This window comes from Lysobacter koreensis (assembly GCF_042677045.1).
In the GTDB taxonomy this organism is placed as follows: domain Bacteria; phylum Pseudomonadota; class Gammaproteobacteria; order Xanthomonadales; family Xanthomonadaceae; genus Lysobacter_K; species Lysobacter_K koreensis.
This window is the reverse complement of the sequence record NZ_JBHTIH010000002.1, coordinates 507339-524305: the sequence shown is the minus strand read 5'-3', so window position 1 is coordinate 524305 and position 16967 is coordinate 507339. Positions and strand designations below refer to the sequence as shown.

At 68.4% G+C, this 16967-nt stretch carries 13 protein-coding genes and 2 tRNA genes; 10 read left to right on the top strand and 5 right to left on the bottom strand.

Going from position 1 to position 16967, the window contains the following annotated elements; all coding sequences use genetic code 11:
• Positions 1-150: 150 nt before the first annotated feature.
• The 3 genes from guaB to tadA all read left to right on the top strand — a co-directional run bounded on the left by guaB (position 151) and on the right by tadA (position 3932).
• The gene (gene guaB / locus ACFQZQ_RS02560) at positions 151-1608 is read left to right on the top strand and encodes an IMP dehydrogenase (protein WP_386811109.1); all 1458 of its coding nucleotides are present in this window, start codon (positions 151-153) and stop codon (positions 1606-1608) included.
• A gap of 114 nt (positions 1609-1722) precedes the next feature.
• Positions 1723-3306, top strand: a complete 1584-nt coding sequence (gene guaA, locus ACFQZQ_RS02555; protein ID WP_386811108.1) for a glutamine-hydrolyzing GMP synthase — start codon at positions 1723-1725, stop codon at positions 3304-3306.
• A gap of 152 nt (positions 3307-3458) precedes the next feature.
• The gene (tadA, locus tag ACFQZQ_RS02550; RefSeq protein ID WP_386811107.1) at positions 3459-3932 is read left to right on the top strand and encodes a tRNA adenosine(34) deaminase TadA; all 474 of its coding nucleotides are present in this window, start codon (positions 3459-3461) and stop codon (positions 3930-3932) included.
• Between the two features lie 114 nt (positions 3933-4046).
• On the opposite strand, the gene ACFQZQ_RS02545 is transcribed toward tadA, so the two are convergent.
• Complete coding sequence (locus ACFQZQ_RS02545) at positions 4047-4523, bottom strand: DUF2721 domain-containing protein (protein WP_386811106.1); 477 nt, start codon at positions 4521-4523, stop codon at positions 4047-4049.
• Between the two features lie 62 nt (positions 4524-4585).
• Between ACFQZQ_RS02545 and orn the strand changes: the two genes are divergently transcribed.
• Entirely contained in the window at positions 4586-5155 is a 570-nt protein-coding gene (gene orn, locus ACFQZQ_RS02540; RefSeq protein WP_386811105.1) for an oligoribonuclease, read from the top strand.
• Positions 5156-5164: 9 nt separating this feature from the next.
• On the opposite strand, the gene ACFQZQ_RS02535 is transcribed toward orn, so the two are convergent.
• A complete protein-coding gene (locus tag ACFQZQ_RS02535; RefSeq protein WP_386811104.1) occupies positions 5165-6079 on the bottom strand; it encodes a mechanosensitive ion channel family protein in 915 nt (304 codons plus the stop codon).
• Between the two features lie 5 nt (positions 6080-6084).
• The gene (ppsA, locus tag ACFQZQ_RS02530) at positions 6085-8457 is read right to left on the bottom strand and encodes a phosphoenolpyruvate synthase (protein WP_386811103.1); all 2373 of its coding nucleotides are present in this window, start codon (positions 8455-8457) and stop codon (positions 6085-6087) included.
• 134 nt (positions 8458-8591) lie between these two features.
• Here ppsA and ppsR point away from each other — a divergent pair, with 134 nt between their 5' ends.
• The 4 genes from ppsR to ACFQZQ_RS02510 all read left to right on the top strand — a co-directional run bounded on the left by ppsR (position 8592) and on the right by ACFQZQ_RS02510 (position 10251).
• Entirely contained in the window at positions 8592-9413 is an 822-nt protein-coding gene (ppsR, locus tag ACFQZQ_RS02525; protein WP_386811102.1) for a posphoenolpyruvate synthetase regulatory kinase/phosphorylase PpsR, read from the top strand.
• A 97-nt stretch (positions 9414-9510) separates the two neighbouring features.
• Complete coding sequence (locus ACFQZQ_RS02520; RefSeq protein ID WP_386811101.1) at positions 9511-10005, top strand: DUF1249 domain-containing protein; 495 nt, start codon at positions 9511-9513, stop codon at positions 10003-10005.
• 44 nt (positions 10006-10049) lie between these two features.
• Positions 10050-10125, top strand: a tRNA-Ala gene (locus ACFQZQ_RS02515).
• Between the two features lie 50 nt (positions 10126-10175).
• Positions 10176-10251: transfer RNA gene (locus ACFQZQ_RS02510), tRNA-Glu, on the top strand.
• 97 nt (positions 10252-10348) lie between these two features.
• Here the strand turns inward: ACFQZQ_RS02510 and ACFQZQ_RS02505 are convergent.
• Positions 10349-12865 carry an ABC transporter permease gene (locus ACFQZQ_RS02505; protein WP_386811100.1) on the bottom strand — a complete coding sequence of 839 codons (2517 nt, stop codon included), beginning with the start codon at positions 12863-12865 and terminating at the stop codon, positions 10349-10351.
• Positions 12862-13605 carry an ABC transporter ATP-binding protein gene (locus ACFQZQ_RS02500; protein WP_386811099.1) on the bottom strand — a complete coding sequence of 248 codons (744 nt, stop codon included), beginning with the start codon at positions 13603-13605 and terminating at the stop codon, positions 12862-12864. The genes ACFQZQ_RS02505 and ACFQZQ_RS02500 overlap by 4 nt, the downstream gene beginning before the upstream one ends.
• Positions 13606-13834: 229 nt before the next feature.
• On the opposite strand from ACFQZQ_RS02500, the gene ACFQZQ_RS02495 reads away from it, so the two are divergent.
• The gene (locus ACFQZQ_RS02495) at positions 13835-14404 is read left to right on the top strand and encodes an arylesterase (protein ID WP_386811098.1); all 570 of its coding nucleotides are present in this window, start codon (positions 13835-13837) and stop codon (positions 14402-14404) included.
• 116 nt (positions 14405-14520) lie between these two features.
• Positions 14521-16881 carry a Tex family protein gene (locus tag ACFQZQ_RS02490; protein WP_386811097.1) on the top strand — a complete coding sequence of 787 codons (2361 nt, stop codon included), beginning with the start codon at positions 14521-14523 and terminating at the stop codon, positions 16879-16881.
• Positions 16882-16967 lie beyond the last annotated feature (86 nt).

The window sequence follows — 16967 nt, the reverse complement described above, 5'->3', positions numbered from 1 at the left end:
GCCATCCCGGAACCCAGTAGCCGAGAACATCCGCCCGGAACGCCGCTGGTCAGCCCCGCGACACGCAGAACATCGCGTCCCAAGGACGGACGAGCGCCGAGCCGCCCGGGAGCGGTTACAATGGCGCGCTTCATTCCCCCGGGCCCGCCCATGCTGCGCATCCAGGCTGAAGCGCTGACCTTCGACGACGTATCGCTCGTCCCCGCGCATTCCACCGTCCTGCCCAAGGACGTCTCGCTCTCGACCCGCCTCACCCGCAACCTGTCGATCCGGCTGCCGATCGTCTCGGCCGCGATGGACACCGTCAGCGAGGCCCGCCTCGCGATCGCGATGGCCCAGTTCGGCGGCATCAGCATCATCCACAAGAACATGACGCTCGAGCAGCAGGCCGCGCAGATCGCGTCGGTCAAGAAGTTCGAGGCCGGCGTGATCCGCGAGCCGTTCACCGTCGGCCCCGAGACCACGATCGCCGAGGTGCTCAAGCTCACCCGCGCGCGCAACATCTCCGGCGTGCCGGTGGTCGACGGCGGCCAGCTGGTCGGCATCGTCACCAGCCGCGACATGCGTTTCGAGAGCAAGCTCGACGACCCGGTCCGCCACATCATGACCAAGCGCGATCGCTTGGTCACGGTCCAGGAAGGCGCCTCGGACGAGGAAGTCATCCAGCTGCTGCACAAGCACCGCATCGAGAAGGTGCTGGTGATCAACGACGGCTTCGAGCTGCGCGGCCTGATCACCGTCAAGGACATCCAGAAGAAGCGCGACAACCCCAACGCCGCCTACGACAGCGCCGAACGGCTGCTGGTGGGCGCCGCGGTCGGCGTCGGCGGCGATACCGAGGCCCGGGTCGAGGCACTGGTTGCGGCGGGCGTCGACGTGGTCGTGGTCGATACCGCACACGGCCATTCACAGGGCGTGCTCGACCGCGTGAAGTGGGTCAAGACCCGCTTCCCGCAGTTGCAGGTGATTGGCGGCAACATCGTCACCGGCGACGCCGCGCTGGCGTTGATGGACCACGGCGCGGACGCGGTCAAGGTCGGCGTCGGTCCGGGCTCGATCTGCACCACGCGCATCGTCGCCGGCGTCGGCGTGCCGCAGATCACCGCGGTGGCGATGGTGGCCGAGGCATTGCAGGACCGCATTCCGCTGATCGCCGATGGCGGCATCCGTTACTCGGGCGATATCGGTAAGGCACTGGTCGCCGGTGCGTCGACGGTGATGGTCGGCGGCCTGTTCGCCGGCACCGAGGAAGCGCCGGGCGAGATCGAACTGTTCCAGGGCCGGAGCTACAAGAGCTATCGCGGCATGGGCAGCCTGGGCGCGATGGAGCTCGGCTCCAAGGACCGCTACTTCCAGGACGCGAGCGATGCCGACAAGCTGGTGCCCGAAGGCATCGAAGGCCGCGTGCCGTACCGCGGTTCGCTCGGCGGCGTGGTCCACCAGCTCGCCGGCGGCCTGCGCGCGACGATGGGTTACGTCGGCTGCGCGACCATCGAGGAAATGCGCAAGAAGCCCGGTTTCGTGCGCGTCACCAACGCCGGTGCGCGCGAGAGCCACGTCCACGACGTGCAGATCACCAAGGAACCGCCGAATTACCGCGCTGGATAAAGCGGGAATGGGGAGCGGGGAACGGGGAAGCATCGGCCCGGCCGCTGTCCGCTGTTCGCCGCCGGCTTCCCGTTTCTTGTTTCTCCGTTCCCCGTTCCCGCTCTTGGCCCCTCAATGACCGACATCCATAGCGACAAGATCCTGATCCTCGACTTCGGCGCGCAGTACACGCAGCTGATCGCCCGCCGCATCCGTGAGATCGGCGTGTACTGCGAGATCTGGGCCTGGGACCACGACCCGGCCGAGATCGCCGCGTACGGCGCCAAGGGCCTCATCCTGTCGGGCGGTCCGGAGTCCACGGTCGAAGGCGATTCGCCGCGTGCGCCGCAGCACGTGTTCGATGCCGGCGTGCCGCTGCTGGGCATCTGCTACGGCATGCAGACGATGGCGATGCAGTTGGGTGGGAACGTCGAGTCGGGCCACCACCGCGAATTCGGCTACGCCGCGGTCGAGGTCATCGCCGAAAGCGCGTTGCTGGACGGTCTCAAGGACCACGCCGGTTCGCCGCCCAAGCTCGACGTGTGGATGAGCCACGGCGATCGCGTGACCGCGATTCCGGACGGCTTCAAGGTCACCGCGCGCACCGCCGACGTGCCGATCATCGCCATGGGCGACGAGGCGCGCCGCTGGTACGGCGTGCAGTTCCACCCCGAGGTTACCCACACCAAGTCGGGCGAGGCGATGCTGCGCCGCTTCGTGGTCGACATCTGCGGCTGCCAGACGCTGTGGGACGCCGCGCACATCATCGAGGACCAGATCGCGCGCGTGCGCGAACAGGTCGGCTCCGACGAGGTGATCCTCGGCCTGTCCGGCGGCGTCGATTCCTCGGTGGTCGCGGCGCTGCTGCACAAGGCGATCGGCGACCAGCTGACCTGCGTGTTCGTTGACACCGGCCTGCTCCGCTGGAAGGAGGGCGACCAGGTCATGGCGATGTTCGCCAGCGAGGCCGAGAAGGGTGGCATGGGCATCAAGGTCGTGCGGGTCAACGCCGCCGACCGGTATTTTGCCGCGCTCGAAGGCGTCAGCGACCCGGAAACCAAGCGCAAGATCATCGGCAATCTTTTTGTCGAGATCTTCGACGAGGAATCGCAGAAGCTCGCCAACGCCAAGTGGCTGGCGCAGGGCACCATCTACCCGGACGTGATCGAGTCGGCCGGCAGCAAGACCGGCAAGGCGCACGTGATCAAGAGCCACCACAACGTCGGTGGCCTGCCGGAGAACATGAAGCTCGGCCTGGTCGAGCCCTTGCGCGAACTGTTCAAGGACGAAGTGCGGCGCCTTGGCGTCGAGCTCGGCCTGCCGCGCGAGATGGTCTATCGCCACCCGTTCCCGGGCCCCGGCCTGGGCGTGCGCATCCTCGGCGAGGTCAAGCCCGAGTACGCGCGCCTGCTGGCGATGGCCGACCAGATCTTCATCGACGAACTGCGCAAGGCCGGCCTGTACGACAAGACCAGCCAGGCGTTCGCGGTATTCCTGCCGGTCAAGTCGGTCGGCGTGGTCGGCGATGCGCGCGCCTACGAGTGGGTGATCGCGCTGCGCGCGGTCGAGACCATCGATTTCATGACCGCGCACTGGGCGCACCTGCCTTACGACTTCCTCGGCACCGTGTCGACGCGGATCATCAACGAGTTGCGTGGCGTCTCGCGGGTGGTCTACGACATCAGCGGCAAGCCGCCGGCGACGATCGAGTGGGAGTAGGCGGCCTGTTTGCGAGCCACTGGCTCGCAGGCCGCCTGCTGACCGGCCATGGATGGCCGGGCCGGACGATCCGAAGATGAAGGTGTTGCGCCATGGATGGCGGCAATGGCATTGATCAAAGCTTGGGAGCAAGCGTGACGAATCCGGATGCGATGGCAGCAGCCGACGAGCGCTGGATGCAGCACGCGCTCGCGTTGGCCGAACGCGCCGAACGCGAGGACGACGAGATCCCGGTAGGCGCTGTGCTGGTTTCGGCGGACGGCGCGGTGCTGGGCGAAGGCTGGAACCGCAACATCACCGAGCACGACCCGACCGCGCATGCCGAGATCGTCGCCATGCGCCAGGCGGGCAGGCAGCTGGGCAACCACCGCCTGGTCGGCTGCACCCTGTACGTGACCCTGGAGCCATGCGCGATGTGCGCGATGGCGATGGTGCACGCGCGCGTGGCGCGCGTGGTCTACGGCGCCCGCGACCCCAAGACCGGCGCGGCGGGCAGCGTGTTCGACCTGCTTGCGGACCCGCGCCACAACCACCGGGTCGAGGTGACGGGCGGCGTGCTGGGCGAGGAAGCCAGCGTGCGCCTCAGCAACTACTTCCGGGGCAAGCGCGGAAAACCCCCGCTGTAGGGCGGGTTTTAACCCGCCGCAATCTCGCCGCGTTACCACCGGCAACCCTTCGACGCTCCAGGTGGCCGGCGGGTTAAAACCCGCCCTACGTCCTGCGAGGTATTGAATCCGGGACTACGGCGTCGGCTTGCGACGCATCCGCGCCTGCTCGTGTGCGTGGTCCATTTCCTCGTTGAGCGCGGACACCGCCAGAGCCGACTCGCGCGACAGGCACAGGCTTGCCGCGAACATCGTCAAGACGCCCAGCACCGCGAGCGCGGTCGGCAGCGCGCCGAAGCGGTAGCCCAGCAACGCATCGGCGGCGACGGTCAGGCTGGTGCCGACGAAGAAGCTGATCGAACCGTACAGCAACTGGCTGCCGCGCAGCACCAGGCCGGTGCGGCGACGCTGCACCAGGATGTGGCGGTCGAGGCGGGCGATCTGTTGCTCGTCGTTGTCGGCTTCCTCCAGTTCGCGCAGCAGCCCGCGCAGCCGGTCGACCACTCGGGCGAGTCGGTTGTTCGCCGACATCAGCAGCGACGCGGTTGCCGTCAGGAAGAACGCCGGGGCCAGCATGGCGGTCAGGATCGCGTAGTGGGTGCTCTGCAGCATTTTGGGATGGTGGCCGGGAAGACGTGGGCTATCATGCCGCGACACGGACACGACGGCGACTTATGACAGCCAAGAACGGCAGCGGACACCGGTTGATCTGGATCGACCTGGAGATGACCGGACTCGATACGGATAACGATTCGATCCTCGAGATCGCCACGGTCGTCACCGACGCCAACCTCGAGATCCTCGCCGAAGGCCCCGAACTGGCCATCGCCCATCCGCTCGCCAGCCTGGAAGCGATGGACGACTGGAACCGCAACCAGCACCGGAAATCCGGGCTGTGGCAACGCGTCCTCGAGCAGGGCGTGGCGATGGAGGAGGCCGAGCGACGCACGCTGGCGTTCCTCGGGCAGTGGGTGCCTGCCAACACCTCGCCGATCTGCGGCAATTCGATCTGCCAGGACCGGCGCTTCCTGTACCGGCAGATGCCGAAACTCGAGAAATACTTCCACTACCGCAACCTGGACGTCAGTACCGTCAAGGAACTCGCGCGGCGCTGGGCGCCCGAGGTGCTGGCCGGTGTCGGCAAGGAAGCCAAGCACACCGCGCTCAGCGACGTGCATGACTCGATCGCCGAGTTGCGCCACTACCGCGCGGCGATGGGCAAGCTGGGCGGATTGCCCGGCTGAGTTCGGCCTTCAGGCCTTCTTCGGCGCGGCGACGTCGCCAACCTCGGCGACCGACTTGACCAGCAGCTCGTGCAACGGCCGGCCGTCGGCGTCGTGGTGGTAGACGCGCAGGTCGCGCTGCGGGTACGGAATGCTCAAGCCGCGGCCGATGACCTCGTTGCGCACCGCTTCGGTCAGCTCGCTCCTGGTCGACACCAGGTCGCCGGTCTTGGCCCAGGCCCGCAACTCGAGGTTGACGCTGCTCTCGGCCAGCGCCATCACCAGCACCTCGGGCTTGGGCTCCTTGAGCACTTTCGGATGGGCGAGGGCGACCTCGAGCAGGGTTTCGCGCGCGAGTTTCAGGTCGTCGTCGTAGCCCACGCCGACCGCGAGGTCGATCCGCCGTTTCGGGTTGGCGGTGAAGTTGATGATCGGCGCGGTGGTGATCAGGCTGTTCGGCAATACCACGGTGCGGTTGTCGATGGTGCGCATGCGGGTCTGGAACACGCGGATCTGGTCGACGGTGCCTTCGATTCCCGCGGCCTGGATGAAGTCGCCGACGCGGAACGGACGCTGCGCGATCAGCATCACGCCCGACGCGATGTTCGACAGCGAATCCTTGAGTGCCAGGCCGATCGCCAGGCCGGCGGCGCCGAGCACCGCCAACACCGAGGTCATCGGCGCGCCGGCAAAGTCCAGTGCGGCCACGATGATCACCACGATCATCGCGGCATAGATGACGTTGCGCAGGAACCCGCGCAGGGTCGCTTCCATGCTGGCGCGGGTGAAGGCGCGGTCGAGCGCGTTGGACAGCCGCCTGGCCAGCCAGATGCCGACCAGCAGGATCAGCAGCGCACCCAGCAGCTTCAAGCCGAAGTGCCGTGCTTCGGTCAGGAGGTTGATGCCCTCGAGTTCCCTCAGCGTCGTCGGGATCTGCAGCGCCATCCTTCTCAGCCCGCCTTGGCCTTGGCCAGGCGCAACCAGGTGTCGACCACCGTGTCCGGATTCAGCGACACCGACTCGATGCCCTGGTCCATCAGCCATTCGGCCAGGTCCGGGTGGTCGCTTGGGCCCTGGCCGCAAATGCCGACGTACTTGCCCTTGGCGCGCGCGGCCGAGATCGCCATCGACAACAGCTTCTTGACCGCCGGGTCGCGTTCGTCGAACAGCTTGGCGACGATCGCCGAATCGCGGTCCAGGCCGAGGGTGAGCTGGGTCAGGTCGTTGGAGCCGATCGAGAAGCCGTCGAAGATCTCGAGGAACTCCTCGGCGAGCAACGCGTTGGACGGCACTTCGCACATCATGATGATCTTCAGGCCATTCTCGCCGCGCTTGAGGCCGTTGGCCTCCAGCACCTCGATTACCTTGCGGCCCTCGTCCAGCGTGCGCACGAACGGGATCATGATCCAGCAGTTGGTGAGTCCCATCTGCTCGCGTACTTTCAGCACCGCCTGGCATTCCAGCGCGAACGCGTCGGCGAAGCTCGGGTCGACGTAGCGACTGGCGCCGCGGAAGCCGAGCATCGGGTTCTCTTCGTGCGGCTCGTACGCCGCGCCGCCGATCAGGTTCGCGTATTCGTTCGACTTGAAGTCCGACAGGCGCACGATCACCGGGTGCGGCGCGAACGAAGCGGTGATCGTAGCGATGCCCTCGGCCAGGCGATCGACGTAGAACTGCACCGGCTCGCCGTAGCCGGCGATCTTCGCGTCGATCTTCTTCTTGGTCTCCGCATCCTGCTTGCCGTACTCCAGCAATGCCTTCGGATGGATGCCAATGTGGCTGGCGATGATCATCTCCAGGCGCGCCAGGCCGACGCCCGCGTGCGGCAGCATCGCGAAGTCGAACGCGCGCTCCGGGTTGGCGACGTTCATCATCACCTTGAGCGGCGCCGGCGGCATGTGCTCCAGGTCGGCGGTGTGGCGTTCGAAGGGCAGGGCGCCGGCGTAGATGTAACCGGTGTCGCCCTCGGCGCAGCTGATCGTGATCAGTTGGCCGTCCTCGATGGTGTCCAGCGCATTGGTGGTGCCGACCACGGCCGGCACGCCGAGCTCGCGCGCGATGATCGCGGCGTGGCAGGTGCGGCCGCCGCGGTTGGTGACGATCGCCGCCGAGCGCTTCATCACCGGCTCCCAATCGGGATCGGTCATGTCGGCGACGAGCACGTCGCCGGGCTGCACGCGCGCCATGTCGGCCAGGCTGCGCACCACGCGGGCGGTGCCGCTGCCGATCTTCTGGCCGATCGCGCGCCCCTCGCAGACCACGTCGCCGCGCTGCAGCAGCTGGTAGCGCTCGATCTGGGTGGCGCGGCCGCGCGACTTCACCGTCTCGGGGCGCGCCTGCACGATGAACAGCTTGCCGCTGACGCCGTCCTTCGCCCACTCGATGTCCATCGGGCGGCCGTAATGCCTTTCGATCACCAGCGCCTGCTTGGACAGCTCGTGCACGTCGGCGTCGGTTAGCGAGAACTGGCTGCGCAGCTCGGCCGGGGTGTCCTCGGTGCGCACGCGCTCGCCGGGCTGGTCGGAATAGACCATGCGCAGCTGCTTGGCGCCGATCGAGCGGCGCAGGATCGCCGGCTTGCCCTGCGCGAGTGTCGGCTTGTAGACGAAGAACTCGTCCGGATTGACCGCGCCCTGCACGACCATCTCGCCCAGGCCGTAGCTGGAGGTGACGAACACCACGTCGCGGAAACCCGATTCGGTGTCGAGGGTGAACAGCACGCCCGCCGCGCCCACGTCGGAGCGCACCATCAGCTGCACGCCGGCGGACAGGAACACGTCCTCGTGCTTGAAGCCGTGGTGCACGCGGTAGGCGATCGCGCGGTCGTTGTAGAGACTGGCGAAGACTTCCTTGACCTTGTGGACGACGTCGTCCTCGCCGGTGACGTTGAGGAAGGTTTCCTGCTGGCCGGCGAACGACGCATCGGGCAGGTCCTCGGCGGTTGCCGACGAGCGCACCGCCACCGCGACATCGCCGCCGCCGTTCTCCGTGCACAGCTGGCGGTAGGCGGTGCGGATGTCCGCATCGAGTCCGGGCTGCAGCGGCGCATCGATCACCCAGCCGCGGATCTCGCCACCGGCCGCGGTGAGCGCGGCGACGTCCTCGACGTCCAGCGTCGCCAGCTTGTCGAAGATGCGCTGGTGCAGGTTGTTGTGCGCGATGAAGTCCTTGAACGCCTCGGAGGTCGTCGCAAAGCCGCCGGGCACCGACACGCCGAGGTTGGCCAGGTTTCCGATCATCTCGCCGAGCGAGGAGTTCTTGCCGCCGACGCGGGCCAGGTCAGTGAGGCGCAGCGCGTGCAGCCAGAGGATGTTCTCGTTCAAGGCGGTCGATCTCCGTGGGATAGACGCGTGCGGACGCGGCCAAGCGGCTATGATCGCCCGTGCGTCGAGTGCATACAAGGTTGATTCGACGGGCTTTTTCGTATGGGCAGCGGTTCTGGCGACGGGGTGGGGCGATGGCGGAAGTGCGGCCGGTTTTCTATGTTTCCGACGGCACCGGCATTACCGCCGAGACCATCGGCCACAGCCTGTTGACCCAGTTCACCGGCACCCGCTTCGTCACCGACCGACTCGCGTTCGTCGACAGCGTCGAGCGCGCGCGGGAAGCCGCCGCCAAGATCCGCGTCGCCGCCGGCATCCACGGCGTGCGGCCGGTGGTGATCAACTCGTGCATGGACGGCGAGGTCGGCGCCGCGCTGGCGGAAAGCGGGGCGCTGATGCTCGACGTGTTCGCGCCGTTCATCGAACCGTTGGAGCGCGAATTGGGGCAGGCGCGCGAGCGCCGAATCGGCCAGGCGCACGGCCTGGTCAACTTCGAGACCTACCACCGCCGCATCAACGCGATGAACTTCGCGCTGACCCACGACGACGGCGCCAGCATCGACTACGCGGACGCCGACCTGATCCTGGTGGCGGTATCGCGCGCGGGCAAGACGCCGACTTGCGTGTACCTGGCGCTGCACTACGGCATCCGCGCGGCGAACTACCCGCTGACCGAGGAAGACCTGGAGCACGACCGCCTGCCGCCGCGCCTGCGCGCGCATCGCGCCAAGTTGTTCGGCCTGACCATCGACCCCATCCGCCTGCAGCAGATCCGCCAGGAACGGCGCCCGAACTCGCACTACGCCAAGCTCGAGACCTGCAAGCGCGAAGTCGCCGCGGCCGAAACCATGTTCCGCGCCGAACGCATCCCGACGCTGAGCACCACGCATACCTCGATCGAGGAGATCTCGAGCAAGGTGCTGGCGACGCTGGGGATTCATCGCGAGATGTTCTGAAGGCCGTTGCGGCCTTCCATGCGAACACCAAACTTAGGCTGACCGGCACGCGCCGTCAACGCTGCCGTGACGCGTGGGTGCCGTGTAGGATCGGGCCATGAATTCGCTCGTCGCCCGCACCGCGCGCATCCCGAAGCTCAACCGCTTCGGCTGGCTGATGGGCTTGTACGCCGAGAACCACGCGCGCCTGGCGCGCCTGTTCGCGCCGGCCGATCTGGCCGCAGGCCATTACCTGTCCGATATCGGCGACGGACTGGCGTTGCGGGTGGACGTGATCGAGCAGCACCGCTACACCACGCAGCTGCGGCTCACCTATGCCATGCCCGACCCGCTGACCGGCGAGCCCGATCCGTCGGCGTACCTGCGGCTGTACCACGACACCCGCCAGCTGGAAGCCACGCATTGCTACGTGGGCCGGCGCTGGCAGGACGTGATCGGCATGTACCCGCCGCCGGCCGAGCTGATCAGCCACCGGATGCGCATGAACACGTTCCTCGGCAAATGGCTCGAGTACCTGGCCGAGCGCGGCCATGGCGTGGCGACGCTGCACCCGCAACGCGAAATGCCGATCGAAATCCAAAAGACGGCTTGACGACTCCGAAAACGGCCTCTAAGATTTGCGGCTCACCAGCACGTGGGGCCATAGCTCAGCTGGGAGAGCGCCTGCATGGCATGCAGGAGGTCGGCGGTTCGATCCCGCCTGGCTCCACCAATTTCGTGCACTGACAAGCCTCGTCGGCGCGCGGATGGGTCAAGTTTCAAGTCCCCATCGTCTAGAGGCCTAGGACACCACCCTTTCACGGTGGACACCGGGGTTCGAATCCCCGTGGGGACGCCAATGTTCAACGACTCAGGCCCGCGCAAGCGGGCCTGAGTCGTTTTGCGGATGGTATCGGCGCGCCAATGTGTGGCGCGCCGCATCTACTCGCGAAGCGTCAGTCCTGCAGCTCGCGCAAGGTCACCGACGGCGGTGCATCGAGCACGCGCCGGGTCGCGAACATCCCGGCCAGCAAAGCCGCGAGCACGCCGACCCCACCACCGACCACAGCCAAGCGCCAGTCGGCCTGCCAAGGCAGGTCGAACACGCGCTTGGCGATCACGCCGGCAAGCACCGACGCCGCGACGGTCGCGGTGAGGCCCGACAGCAATCCGATCGCGATGAATTCCGAGGCCTGCGCCAGCCGCAACTGGCGCCGGCTGCCGCCGAGCACGCGCATCACCCCGCCTTCGAGCAGGCGTTCGTCCTGGCTGGCGCTGACCGCGGCCATCAGCACCAGCAGGCCGGCGGCGAGCGAGAAATAGAACACCACCTCGACCACCGTCGACACCTGGTCGGCGGTGCTGCGTACCTGTTTGAGGACCGCGTCGGCGTCGATCACCGACAGGTTCGGGAAACGGCCGACCAGGTCGGCGGTAAAACGCGTCCGCTCTTCCGGGACGCTGACGGCGGTGATGTAGCTGGCGGGGTAGGCGTCGAGCGCCCCCGGCGATGCGATCACGAAGAAGTTCGGCTGGAAGCTCTCCCAGTCGACGCTGCGCAGGCTGGTGATGCGCGCCGCGAACGGCTGGCCGGCGATGTCGAACGCGATGCGGTCGCCGAGCTTCCAGCCCAGCGATTCGGCAAACCCTTCCTCGACCGACACCTCGGGCTGTGCCGGCGGCGTCGCGGACCAGAACTTGCCGGCGGTGACCTGGTTGTCGTCGCGCAGGCGGGCGGCCATCGACAGGTTGAACTCGCGCTCGGCGCGGCGTTGCGACTGGGCGTCGCCGTTCCCGCCGGCGTAGTCGGCGCCGCTGACCGGCTTGCCGTTGTGCGTGGTCAGGCGGCCGCGGACCATCGGGTACAGCGCCGGCGCCGCCAGTTGCTGCTCGGCCATGAACGCGCGCATCGGCGCGATCTGGTCGGGCTGCACGTTGATGATGAAGCGGTTCGGCGCGTCGGCCGCCAGCGAGAGCTGCCAGCGATCGAGCAGGTCGGTGCGCACGAACGTCAACAGCAGCAACGCCATCAGCCCCAGACCCAGCGCCGAGACCTGCGCCACGCTGCTGCCCGCGCGCCGGCTCACGTTCGCCAGCCCGTAGCGCAGGCTGCCGCGCAGGCGCGAACGCAGGCGGCGCACCACCACGATCATCAGCCAGGCCAGCGTGGCCAACACCGCCAGCGTGGCGACGATACCGCCCAGCATCGCGATGGCGAGAGTCGGCGAGCCGGCTTTCCACCACAGCAACGCGGCCAGTCCCGCCAGCCCGAGGATTGCGACCAGCCAGCTGCTCGGCTCGGTCGGGTCGAGGTCGCGACGCAACACGCGCAAGGCGGGCACGCGGCGCAGTGCCAGCACCGGCGGCGCGCCGAACGCGAGCAGTACGACCAGCCCGACGCCGTAACCTTCCAGTGCCGGCAGCCAGCCTGCGGCGGGGATCGACAAACCCAGCGATTGCGCGAGCCAGCCGCCGACCAGCCATTGCAGGCCGAATGCCAGCGCGACGCCGATCGTGCACGCGATCAGGCCCAGCAGCAGCAGTTCGCCGACGTGGATGCCCACGAGCGTGCGTTGGCTGGCGCCGAGGCAGCGCATCACCGCCGTGCCGGAGAGGTGGCGTTCGCTGTGTCGGCGTGCGGCCATCGCCACCGCGACCGCGGCGAGCACCACCGACACCAGGGCGGCCAGGCCGAGGAAGCGACCGGCGCGGTCGAGCGCGGAGCGGATCTCCGGCCGCGCATCGCCCACGGTTTCCAGGCGCTGGCCACGGCCGAGAGCGGGCTTGGCCGCGCGCACGAAGCGGTCCACCGCGCTGGCATCGCCGGCCACGACCAGCCGGTAGCGGATCCGGCTGCCTTCCTGCACCAGGCCCGTCGCCGGCAGGTCGGCCAGGTTGAGGAATACCTTGGGCGCAACGTTGAAATAGTCGAGCGCGGCGTCGGGTTCCTGCACGACCAGTGCGGCCAGCCGCAGCCGCGAATCGCCGACGGCGATGGTGTCGCCGAGCTGCGCATCGAGCGTGTCGGCGCCGGCGCGGCTCAGCCAGACGCTGCCGCGCGCGGGGATGGCGTCGGCGCGGCGTTCCACGTTCGCGCGATCGACGATCCGAAACTCGCCGCGCAGCGGGAAGCCGCCGCCGAGCGCGCGCAGGTCGCCCAGCTGCAGGCGCTCGTTGTCGCCCGCGCCGACCCGGATCATGGTCTGCAGCTCCTGAGTTTCGGTCCGGCGCAATTCCCTGGCGTTCGACGCGCGGCGGATCGCGCCGCCGATCGGCGCGTCGCCGCGCACCACCGCATCGCCACCAAGCAGGCGGTTGGCCTCGATCGCCAGCGCGCGCTGCGCGCGGTCGGTGACGAAACCCACCGACGTCACCGCGACCACCGCCAGCACCAGTGCCGCCAGCAGGATGCGCACGTCGCCTGCGACCAGGTCACGCCGCAGCTGGCGCCACGCCAGCGCGAGGATGGTCATGATCCCTGTCGCTCCTGTGCGACCAGCACACCGCTGTCCAGGCGCAGGCGCCGGCTGCAGCGCGAGGCGAGATGCTCGTCGTGGGTAACCAGCACCAGTGTCGTGCCGGCGTCGGCGTTGAGCGCGAACAGCAGTTCGATGATCGCCTCGCCGGTGTGGGTGTCGAGGTTGCCGGTGGGTTCGTCGGCGAACAGCAGCCCTGGTCGCGTCACGAACGCGCGGGCGAGGGCGACGCGCTGCTGTTCACCGCCGGACAACTGGCGCGGGTAGTGGGCCAGGCGCTCGCCCAGCCCGACCTTGTCGAGGATCGCCTTGGCCGCCGGCTCGACCTCGCGGTCGCCGCGCAGCTCCAGCGGCAGCATCACGTTCTCCAGCGCGGTCAGCGAGGGCAACAGCTGGAAGCTCTGGAACACGAAGCCGACTTTTTCGCCGCGCACCCGGGCACGGCCGTCCTCGTCCATCGCCGACAACGCCTCGCCATCGAGCATTACCGAGCCGGTGCTGGGCGTGTCCAGGCCTGCCATCAGCGCCAGCAGAGTGCTCTTGCCTGAACCGGACGCTCCTACTATCGCAACCGAATCGCCTTGGGCAATCGTGAACTCGACCCCATCCAGGATCGTGAGCTCGCCCGACGGCAACGGCACCCGCTTGCCCAGGTTGGTGACTTTCAGCGCCTCGCCATGCTGCCGCGCGAGGCGGGCATCGGTCTGGTCAGCGTTGGGTACGACGGAATCGGCCATGATCTTCCTGGTGAACAATGTTGCCGGCCGTTGTCCGGCCAGCCAATGGAGAAATGCGATGCGATCACGATATGCGGCATGGCGGTCGCGGGTTCAATGTGCCGTTGGTGGGGCCGCCGTGCTGCTGGCTTTGCTGGGCTGCGCGCCGGCGGATCAACCGACTGCTTCTGCAAAGTCGGCCCCTGCAAAGTCACTGCCTGCAGAGTCAGCGCCCACGACGGCACCGGCGGTGAACGCCAACACCGCGAACATGCGCACGGTGCTGGTGCTCGGCGATTCGCTCGCCGCCGGCTACGGACTGGCCGCTTCGCAGGGCTGGGTCGCGCTGACCGCGGACCGGATCGGCAAGACCAAGCCGGGCTGGCGCGTGGTGAATGCCAGCATCAGCGGCGAGACTACCGCTGGCGGCGCGGCGCGGATCGATGGCGAACTCAAGCGCACGCGCCCGGCGGTGGTGGTGATCGAACTGGGCGCCAACGACGGCCTGCGCGGCCTGCCGTTGGCGCAGACGCGCGCCAACCTCGACGCCATGGTGCGCGCGGCCAAGGCCAGCAACGCCCGCGTGCTGCTGATCGGCATGCGCATGCCGCCCAACCTGGGCAAGGCCTACACCCAGGGCTTCGAAGCCAACTACCGCACCGTGGCCAGCCAGCACGGGGTAGCGCTGCTGCCGTTCCTCCTCGCGCCGATCGCGCTGGATCGCAGCGCCTACCAGGCCGACAACCTGCATCCGGTCGCCAGCGCGCAACCCAAACTGCGCGACCACGTCTGGCCGGCGCTGGAGCCGCTGCTGAAATAGCGCATCGTCGACCCTCAGGGTTCGGCAATCTCGCGGTCTGTCAACGGCTTACGCCAGCGCGCTGGCATTGCCACAATCGATGCATCCCGGCCGCGCCGGTTCATTCGACGGAAGCAATGCACGACATCAGCCCCAGGCTCGCCCGCACGATCGCCCAGACCATCGCCACCGAGATCGGCGCCCAGCCCGCGCAGGCGCTGGCCGCCATCGGCCTGCTCGACGAAGGCGCGACCGTGCCGTTCATCGCGCGCTACCGCAAGGAAGTGACCGGTGGCCTCGACGACACCCAATTGCGCAACCTCGAAGTCCGCCTGGGCTACCTGCGCGAGCTGGAAGACCGCCGCGCCACGGTGCTGGCGAGCATCGCCGAGCAGGGCAAGCTGAGCGACGAACTGCGCGGCGAGATCGAAGCGGCCGACAGCAAGGCGCGCCTGGAGGACCTGTACCTGCCGTACAAGCCCAAGCGCCGCACCAAGGCGCAGATCGCGCGCGAAGCGGGGCTGGAGCCGCTCGCCGACGGCCTGCTGGCCGATCCGATGCTGACCCCGGAAACCTTCGCTGCCGGCTTCGTCGATGCCGACAAGGGCGTGGCCGATACCAAGGCCGCGCTCGAAGGTGCGCGCGCGATCCTCATGGAGCGCTGGGGCGAGAACGCGGCGCTGGTCGGCGAACTGCGCGGCTGGCTCAGCGAGGTCGGCGTGATCCGCGCCCGCCTGGCTGAGGGCAAGGAGAACGAAGGCGCGAAGTACCGCGACTACTTCGACCACGCCGAATCGCTGGCGAAGATCCCGTCGCACCGCCTGCTGGCGCTGTTCCGCGCGCGGCGCGAGGAGGTCCTGTTCCTCGACCTGGAGCCGGGCACCGATCCCGACCCCGGCCACGCCCAGGCGGAAGGCCGCGTCGCCCACCATGCCGGCATCCAGGCGCAGGGCAGGCCCGCCGACAAGTGGCTGCTCGACGCCTGCCGCCTGACCTGGCGCGCCAAGCTGCACCTGCACCTGCTGCTGGACCTGTTCGGCCAGGCGCGAGAGCGCGCCGAAGCGCAGGCGATCGACGTGTTCGGCGACAACCTCAAGGACCTGCTGCTGGCTGCGCCGGCCGGACCGCGCGCGGTGCTCGGACTCGATCCGGGCATCCGCACCGGCGTCAAGGTCGCCGTGGTCGACCGCACCGGCAAGGTGGTCGCCACCGACACGATCTACCCGCACGAGCCGCGCAAGCAGTGGGATGCCTCGGTGCACACGCTGCGCGCGTTGTGCGCCCAGCACGCGATCGAACTGATCGCGATCGGCAACGGCACCGCCTCGCGCGAGACCGACAAGCTCGCAGGCGACGTGATCAAGCTGTGCCCGGAACTCAAGCTGCAGAAGATCGTGGTCAGCGAGGCCGGGGCGTCGGTGTACTCGGCCTCCGAGCTGGCCGCGCGCGAGTTCCCCGAGCTCGACGTCAGCCTGCGCGGCGCGGTCTCGATCGCGCGGCGCCTGCAGGACCCGCTGGCTGAGCTGGTGAAGATCGAGCCCAAGGCGATCGGCGTCGGCCAGTACCAGCACGACGTCGACGGCTACCGGCTGGCACGCGCACTGGATGCCAAGGTCGAGGACTGCGTCAACGCGGTCGGGGTGCACGTCAATACCGCGTCGGCGGCGTTGCTGACGCGCGTGTCGGGCCTGTCGGCGACGGTCGCCGAGAACATCGTCCGCCATCGCGACCAGCACGGGCCGTTCCGCTCGCGCCGCGCGCTGCTCGACGTGCCGCGGCTGGGCGACAAGACGTTCGAACAGTGCGCGGGCTTCCTGCGCATCGCCGACGGCGAACAGCCGCTGGATGCATCGTCCGTGCACCCGGAGGCCTATCCGCTGGTGCAGCGCATCGTCAAAAGCTGCGGCCGCGAAGTAAAGCAGGTGATCGGCGACGGGGCGTTCCTGCGCACGCTCAGGCCCGAGCAGTTCACCGACGAGCAGTTCGGCGTGCCCACCATCCGCGACATCCTCAAGGAACTCGAGAAGCCCGGCCGCGACCCACGCCCTGAGTTCAAGGCCGCGCGCTTCGCCGACGGCGTCGAATCCCTGAAAGACCTGCAGGTCGGCATGATCCTGGAGGGGGTGGTCACCAACGTCGCCGCGTTCGGCGCGTTCGTCGACATCGGCGTGCACCAGGACGGGCTGGTGCATATCTCGGCGTTGTCCGACCGCTACATCAAGGACCCGCGCGAGGCGGTCAAGGCCGGTGACATCGTCAAGGTCCGCGTGCTGGAGGTGGATATCCCGCGCAAGCGCATCGCGTTGACCCGGCGCCTGGACGACAGCGTGCCCGCGCCGCAGGCGCCGCGGCCCGCGCAGCGAGAGGCGTCGCGCCCAGCGCGGCCGTCCGAACGCAGCCGCGAGGGCCGATCCGGACGCAATCCCGAGGCGGCCAAGCCTGTCCTGGCCAACAACGCGCTGGCGGACGCCTTCGCGCGGGCCAAGCGCACGGAATGAGCACGGGGTTGGCGAGGTTGGCCGGGCGACGGACACGCCATTGCCGCCCCGCGCGCCGCGCCTTCACGCTTCGGGCTTGTATGCTC

What these genes read in the sequence shown, in the direction of transcription:
- ppsR (WP_386811102.1), top strand. Translation starts at nt 8,592, where the DNA reads ATGGCGGAAGTGCGGCCGGTTTTCTATGTTTCCGACGGCACCGGCATT.
- ACFQZQ_RS02520 (WP_386811101.1), top strand. Translation starts at nt 9,511, where the DNA reads ATGAATTCGCTCGTCGCCCGCACCGCGCGCATCCCGAAGCTCAACCGC.
- ACFQZQ_RS02545 (WP_386811106.1), bottom strand. Translation starts at nt 4,523, where the DNA reads ATGCTGCAGAGCACCCACTACGCGATCCTGACCGCCATGCTGGCCCCG.
- tadA (WP_386811107.1), top strand. Translation starts at nt 3,459, where the DNA reads ATGGCAGCAGCCGACGAGCGCTGGATGCAGCACGCGCTCGCGTTGGCC.
- ACFQZQ_RS02500 (WP_386811099.1), bottom strand. Translation starts at nt 13,605, where the DNA reads ATGGCCGATTCCGTCGTACCCAACGCTGACCAGACCGATGCCCGCCTC.
- ACFQZQ_RS02535 (WP_386811104.1), bottom strand. Translation starts at nt 6,079, where the DNA reads ATGGCGCTGCAGATCCCGACGACGCTGAGGGAACTCGAGGGCATCAAC.
- ACFQZQ_RS02490 (WP_386811097.1), top strand. Translation starts at nt 14,521, where the DNA reads ATGCACGACATCAGCCCCAGGCTCGCCCGCACGATCGCCCAGACCATC.
- ACFQZQ_RS02505 (WP_386811100.1), bottom strand. Translation starts at nt 12,865, where the DNA reads ATGACCATCCTCGCGCTGGCGTGGCGCCAGCTGCGGCGTGACCTGGTC.
- guaB (WP_386811109.1), top strand. Translation starts at nt 151, where the DNA reads ATGCTGCGCATCCAGGCTGAAGCGCTGACCTTCGACGACGTATCGCTC.
- guaA (WP_386811108.1), top strand. Translation starts at nt 1,723, where the DNA reads ATGACCGACATCCATAGCGACAAGATCCTGATCCTCGACTTCGGCGCG.
- orn (WP_386811105.1), top strand. Translation starts at nt 4,586, where the DNA reads ATGACAGCCAAGAACGGCAGCGGACACCGGTTGATCTGGATCGACCTG.